This window comes from Streptomyces sp. NPDC050263, assembly GCF_040655955.1.
Taxonomy (GTDB): Bacteria; Actinomycetota; Actinomycetes; order Streptomycetales; family Streptomycetaceae; genus Streptomyces.
Map to the genome: position 1 here is coordinate 1 of NZ_JBFAKW010000230.1, position 6164 is coordinate 6164.

Genomic DNA, 6164 nt, shown 5'->3' on the forward strand with positions numbered 1-6164 from the left:
GCCCTGAACGCCTTCGACATCACCTTCGACGGCCGACTCTCAGCAGCCCGTCAGTAGCCCCAACACCCTGGTTACACCGCTCGTTTGACAGACCCGATCTTCGAGGTGTTCACAGGTCGTTGCCGGCGTAGGAGAGGTTGAAGCTTTTGTTGGTCAGGGGGAAGTCCGGGACGATCGTGTCCGCGAGGGCGACCGGCAGGGCGGGCCAGTTGAAGAAGGAGGGGTCGACCGGTTTGACCCGGGTGAGCGTGCCGTCGGAGTTGAGTTCGACGCGGGTGGCGATGGTGCCGCGCCAGCCCTCGACGAGGCCGACTCCGGTGCGCGGACCGGCGTCGGGTGCGGGCGAGGGCGCCAGGACCGCCCGGGGGGCGTCCAGGCCGACGGCGAAGTCCTCGATCAGGGCGAGGGAGGTGTCGATCTCTTCGGCGCGGATGAGGAAGCGGGCCAGGACGTCGCCGCTGTCGTGGACGGGCACGTCGAGGGCGTCGGGGTAGGGCGTGAAGGGGTGGGCGATGCGGGCGTCCAGGGGCAGGCCGCTGGCGCGGGCGACGTAGCCGAGGCAGCCGATCTCGCGGGCGGCGGCCGGGTGCAGGATGGCGGTGCCGGTGAAGCGGTCGCGGACGGTGGAGTGGCCCAGGGCGAGGTCGGTGATCTCGCGGATGTCCGCGCCGATGTTCTTGAGCCGGGCCGGGTCGGGCAGTGCGCGCAGGGTTGCTCCGCCGGGGACGACTCCGCCGCGCAGCAGTCGGTGGCCGGTGGTCTCGTGGTTGAGGCGCAGGAGTTGTTCGCGGATGCGCTGGGCGTGGGTGTTGAGAATGCCGTGGCCGACGTCGTTGCAGAGCATGCCGAGGTCGGCGACGTGGTTGTGGAGGCGTTCCAGTTCCAGGAGGAGGGCGCGGGCGTGTTGGGCCTGGGCCGGGACCTGGGTGTCGGTGGCTTCCTCGACGGCGAGGCAGTAGGCGAGGGCGTGGCCGACGGCGGTGTCGCCGCTGATGCGTTCGGCGAGCGGGAGGCCCGCGGCGACGGTGCGGCCCTGGAAGAGGTTCTCGATGCCCTTGTGGACGAACCAGAGGCGGGCCTTGAGTTTGAGGATGGTCTCGCCGACGACGGAGAAGCGGAAGTGGCCGGGCTCGATGAGGCCGGCGTGGACCGGGCCGACAGGGATCTCGTAGACGCCGTCGCCCTCGACTGCCAGGAAGGGGTAGGGGCCTTCCTGTTCGCCGAAGGCGGGTGGGGGGCCGGCGTCGGGGCGCATGGGGTACCAGCCGCGCGGCCAGTGGAAGTGGCGTACGAGGCGGCGGGGCAGGGGGTGGTCGAGGGGGACGATGCCGAAGAGATCGTGCATCTCGCGTTCGAAGCGGCCTGCGGGGAAGGAGAGGTGGGCGAGGGACGGTACCTCGGGGTGGTCGGGGTGGAGACGGACGTGGAGTTCGGTGCGGGTGTCGGGCGGGCCGGAGGTGAACAGGTACACCACGCGCGGCCCGGTGTCGTCGATGTGCGCGGCGACCAGGGCGAGTCGGTAGCCCTTGGCGAGGAGGTCCTCAGCGTGCTGGGGCAGTGCGGCGGGGCTGATCTGGTACGTCGTGCGCATCGCTGTCAGTGGCCTCCGATCGCCTGGGCGGCGGTGTGCAGCAGATCGGTGAGCGGACCGGTGGCGATGCCCAGTGCGGCGCAGGCCGTCAGGCCCAGCGCCAGGGGCCAGGTCGATGCCGGGCCCTCTTCAACCGGCGTTCCCGGTCCCAGGAGCATGCGGGCGGTGCGGGCGGCGAGCGCGGCGAAGGCGATGAGGACGAGCAGGAGGGCCGCTGCGGTGGCCCAGGCCAGGCCTCCTCCCGCGGCGAATCCGGCGCGGGCGATGCCGAGTTCGGAGGCGAAGAGGCTGAAGGGCGGGAAGGCCATCAGCGCGGCGATCGCGAGCCCGAACGCCCCGGCCGTGGACGGTGTGGTGGCGAGCAGGCCGCGGACGCGGCCGATGCGGGTGGTGCCGGTCAGTTGCAGGACGCGGCCGGAGGCGCAGAAGGCGACAGATTTGGCGAGTCCGTGGCCGGCGATGTGCAGCAGGGCGGCGGACAGGGCGAGCAGGCTGCCGATCCCGGCGGCCAGGGCGATCAGGCTCATGTGTTCCATGCTGGAGTAGGCCAGCATGCGCTTGTAGTCGCGCTGGGCGAGCAGCAGTCCGGCCGCGAGGGCGAGGGTGAGCAGGGCGATCCCGGTGAGCAGGGCGCGGGTGAAGTCGGGGCCGAGGGCGGCGTCGGCGATGACCCGGTAGCGCAGGATCGCGGCGAAGGCGACGGACAGCAGCACGCCGGACATGAGGGCGGAGACCGGGGCGGGGGCCTGGCTGTGGGCGTCGGGCAGCCAGGCGTGCAGCGGGATCAGGCCCGCCTTGGCGCCGAAGCCGAGGACGATCAGGGTGATGCCGAGCCGGGTGACGGCCGGGTCGAGGCGGTCGGCGCGGGCGACGAGGGTGGGCCAGTCCAGCGCCCACGCCTCGGCGATGCCGGCCTGCCGGGCGGCGTAGTAGACAAGGACGGTGCCGAGGAAGGCGAGTGCGATGCCGGCCGAGCAGATCACGACGTACTTCCAAGCGGCCTCGACCGAGGTGCGGGTGCGACGGTGGCCGACGAGGAAGGCGGTGACGATGGTGGTGGCCTCGACGGCGACCCACAGCACGCCGAGGTTCGCCGTCACCACGGCCAGGCACATGGCTGCCAGGAACGCCTGAACGAGGACGTGGTAGCGCCGCACCGCCCGCGCCGATGCCCGTCCGGCGGCCCGCTCGCCCGCCAGGTATGCGGGGGCAGAGGCGCAGGCGATCAGCGCGACGGCGCCGACGACCAGCAGCATCCACGCGGTCAGCGCGTCAGCGCGCAGAAGACCGGAATACGCCGACCGCGGACCGTCCTCGACAACAGCCGCTGCCAGCAGACTCCCGCAGACAAGGATCGCGACCGGAGAGGCGAGGGCGCCCCAGGCGGACGGATACCGCTGCGGAGCCGCCTGCGTCTCGGGGGCCTCCACGACCAGGACCGCTCTTTCCCTGGGCACCTGTCGAGGCACGGTCGCGACTACGGCGGGCCGCCGGACACGCAGGCCGGCCAGCGCGTACACGCCTGCGACGGCGAGCGGGAAGGCTGCGGGTGCGGTGAGGAGGAGCGCGGACGCGGTGAGGGTCATCAGTCGTGCAGCTCCCGCAGGTCGTCGATGTCGGTGGTGCCGAACGCCTCCCGCATCCGGGTGGTGAGGATCTGCAGGACGAGGACCGCGAGGAGGACGTCGAAGGAGACGCCGAGTTCGACGATGAGCGGTACTCCGGAGGCGGCCAGGAAGGCGGTGGCGGTGATGCCGTTGTCGAGGAGAAGGAAGCCCACGACCTGGGCGAGGGCCCTGCGCCGGGTCACCAGGACGAAGAAGCCGATCAGGACGACGGCGAGGCCGACGGGCAGGGCGCGGGTGGCGGGGGTCGGGTTCAGCGCGGTCAGGGGCCGGGCGACGGCGTAGGCCAGCAGGGTCAGCAAGGCGGCGGTCAGCAGCGAGGCGGCGACGTTGACCAGGGGCTGCGTCTCGCGCGTCTCCGCGCCGCCGGTGTCGTAGCGCTGCCGGTCCTGGGTGAGGGCTGCCAGGGCGCGCCGCATGAGGAGAGGCAGGACGCCCGCTCTCAGCACCCCGACGCCGACGCCGACGGCGATCAGGTCCCAGCGCTCTTCGTGTGCGCCGAGCAGGACGGCGATGGCTGCGAGGGCGATGCCCTGTGCGGCGAAGACCCGGACGATCGCGGCGAGTTCGCGTCGCCACAGCACGATCACTGCCGCGAGCAGGAAGGCGCCGCAGGCCAGGTCCAGGAGCTGGGTGTACAGGCCGCTGCTCATGAGGCTCCGGTCAGGAAGTAGGAGGCGGCCACCGCGAGCAGCGCCAGCAGGAAGGACCCGGCGAGCAGCTCCGGCACCCGGAACAGCCGTACCTTGGCCCAGAAGACCTCGGCCGCCGCCAGCACCGCGCCCAGGGCAGCGGCCTTCACCGCGAACAGCACCAGCGCGATCGCCAGGGCAGACCAGGAGGCGCTGGTGGCGATGCCCCAGGGCATGAACAGCGAGGACAACAGGCCCAGGAGCAGAGTGAGGCGCATCTGGGTGCCGAACTCGACCAGTGCCAGGTCGGGGCCGGCGTACTCCAGGACCATCGCCTCATGGATCATCGTCAGTTCGAGGTGGGTGGAGGGATTGTCCACGGGGATCCGCCCAGTCTCCGCGAGGACGGCGACGGCGAGCGCGGCGGTGGCCAGCAGCCCGGCCGGGGAGGCGAGACGGGCGGGCTCGTCGACGGCACCAGTGACGATGGCGGGGATGTTGGTGGTTCCGGCCGGTATCGACAGGGCGAACACCGCCAGCAGGATGGTCGGTTCCACCAGCGCGGCCACCGTCATCTCCCGGGAGGCGCCCATCCCGCCGAACGCGGTGCCGGTGTCCAGCCCGGCCAGGGCGAGGGCCAGGGTGCCCAGCGCGATGAGCGCCACGACCAGGATGAGGTCGGCGTGGGCGCTGACGGGGGTGTCGGTGGACAGCAGCGGGACGAGTGCGGCGGCGACCATGGTGGTGGCGACCAGCAAGGCAGGCGCGGCACGGAAGGCGGGCCCTGTGCCCACGGGGGTGATCGGCTCCTTGCGCAGCAGCTTGCGGGCGTCGCGCCAGGGCTGCAGCACCCCGGCCCCGGCCCGGCCCTCGAGTCGGGCGCGCACCTGACGCATCCATCCGGTCAGCAACGGCGCTCCGGCGCCGACCACGACGATCTGGCCGGCCACGGCCGCGTATCCGACAGCGCTCATTGGTCCGCTCTCACCAGCCCACCGCCAACATCACCAGCACGACGACCAGTCCGACGAAGCCGTAGCCGAGATACAGGTGCACGCTTCCGCCCGCCAGCCGCCGGGCCGCCTGCCCGGTGCCGGCTAGAGCCCGCAGCACAGGCTCGTACAGCCGATGTTCGATCCGGTCGGGCACCCGGTGCTGGAAGCGCACCCGCTCCACGAGATACACCGACTCGCGCACCGGCGTGACGTTCACGTCCTGCTCAGGTGCGAGGACGTCGTCGAAGACCCGCTGCAACGGCTCCGCGAACGAGGTCGCCGTATAGGCCATGCGCGGGCTCGGCGCCCCGCCGCCGCAGTCCCACAGCCGGACGTTCACCCGGCGCCGCCTGCGCTGGTACAGCCGGGGCAGCCCCACGGCCAGGATGAGCGCGGCGGTCAGGGCGGACACCACCCACAGTGGCGACAACGTCGCGGAGACCTCGATGAGCCGCACGCGCAGGCCGCCGCCCGACACGGCTGCGCTTCCCGGCAGCCCCGTCGCACCCACCGCCCGGTCCAATCCGTCTCCCAGCAGCCCCGGCACCAGCGCCAACGCCCCGCACGCGACCGCGAGCAGTCCCATCCCGGCCAGCATCAGGGGCGGCGCCTCTTTCGCCTCGCCAGCCGGCCGGCTGCGCGGCCGGGCGAAGAAACCCACGCCGAGCGCCTTGACGAACACCGCCGCCGCGATCCCGGCCGACAGCGCGATCAACGCCACCGACAACGGCAGAACGACGGCCACGGCGACGCCGGGCACCTGCAAGCCGTGGATCAGCAACTGCAGGAGCAGCCACTCGCTGATGAAGCCGTTGCCCGGCGGCAGCGCCACGGCGCCGAGCGCGGCCAGCGCGAACAGCCCGGCCGTGGCAGGCATCCGCGCCCGCAACCCGCCCAACTGGTCGAGGTCGCGCACCCCGGTGGCACGCAGCACCGAACCGGCCGCGCAGAACAACAGGGCCTTGAAGGCGGCGTGGTTGACCACGTGCAGCAGGGCTGCCGCCAGGGCCAGCGCCGCGAGCGGCTTGTCGCCGTAGGCGGCGAACAGTCCGGACGCTCCCACGCCGATCAGGACCAACCCCATGTTCTCGCTCGTCGAGTAGGCCAGCAGCCGCTTCAGGTCCGAGGCCATCGCCGCCTGCAGGATCCCGTACACCGCACTCGCGCCGCCCACCGCCATCAGCCCCAGCCACCACCACGCCGGCCCGCCACCCAACAGGTCTAGCCCCAATGCCGTGTAGTTAGCGCTCGCTGTCGAGTGTCAAGGGGTGCGGGTGGTCAGGATGTCGATGCTGATGGTGGCTTTGTAGCTGGTTCGGTC

5 protein-coding genes are annotated in these 6164 nt (G+C 72.1%); all 5 read right to left on the reverse strand.

Translation table 11 applies throughout. The features are described 5' to 3' along the window. Positions 1-109: 109 nt before the first annotated feature. The 5 genes from AB0J04_RS45045 to AB0J04_RS45065 are packed head-to-tail and all read right to left on the reverse strand — an operon-like array spanning position 110 to position 6074. A complete protein-coding gene (locus tag AB0J04_RS45045) occupies positions 110-1591 on the reverse strand; it encodes an NADH-quinone oxidoreductase subunit C (protein WP_363174529.1) in 1482 nt (493 codons plus the stop codon). A 5-nt stretch (positions 1592-1596) separates the two neighbouring features. After that, complete coding sequence (locus AB0J04_RS45050) at positions 1597-3177, reverse strand: proton-conducting transporter membrane subunit (protein ID WP_363174530.1); 1581 nt, start codon at positions 3175-3177, stop codon at positions 1597-1599. Then, positions 3177-3869: a hypothetical protein gene (locus tag AB0J04_RS45055; protein WP_363174531.1), complete on the reverse strand. Its 693-nt coding sequence runs from the start codon at positions 3867-3869 to the stop codon at positions 3177-3179. Before AB0J04_RS45055 ends, AB0J04_RS45050 begins: the two co-directional genes overlap by 1 nt. Beyond that, entirely contained in the window at positions 3866-4822 is a 957-nt protein-coding gene (locus AB0J04_RS45060; RefSeq protein ID WP_363174532.1) for an NADH-quinone oxidoreductase subunit H, read from the reverse strand. Before AB0J04_RS45060 ends, AB0J04_RS45055 begins: the two co-directional genes overlap by 4 nt. Before the next feature lie 10 nt (positions 4823-4832). Further along, the gene (locus AB0J04_RS45065; RefSeq protein WP_363174533.1) at positions 4833-6074 is read right to left on the reverse strand and encodes a proton-conducting transporter membrane subunit; all 1242 of its coding nucleotides are present in this window, start codon (positions 6072-6074) and stop codon (positions 4833-4835) included. Positions 6075-6164 lie beyond the last annotated feature (90 nt).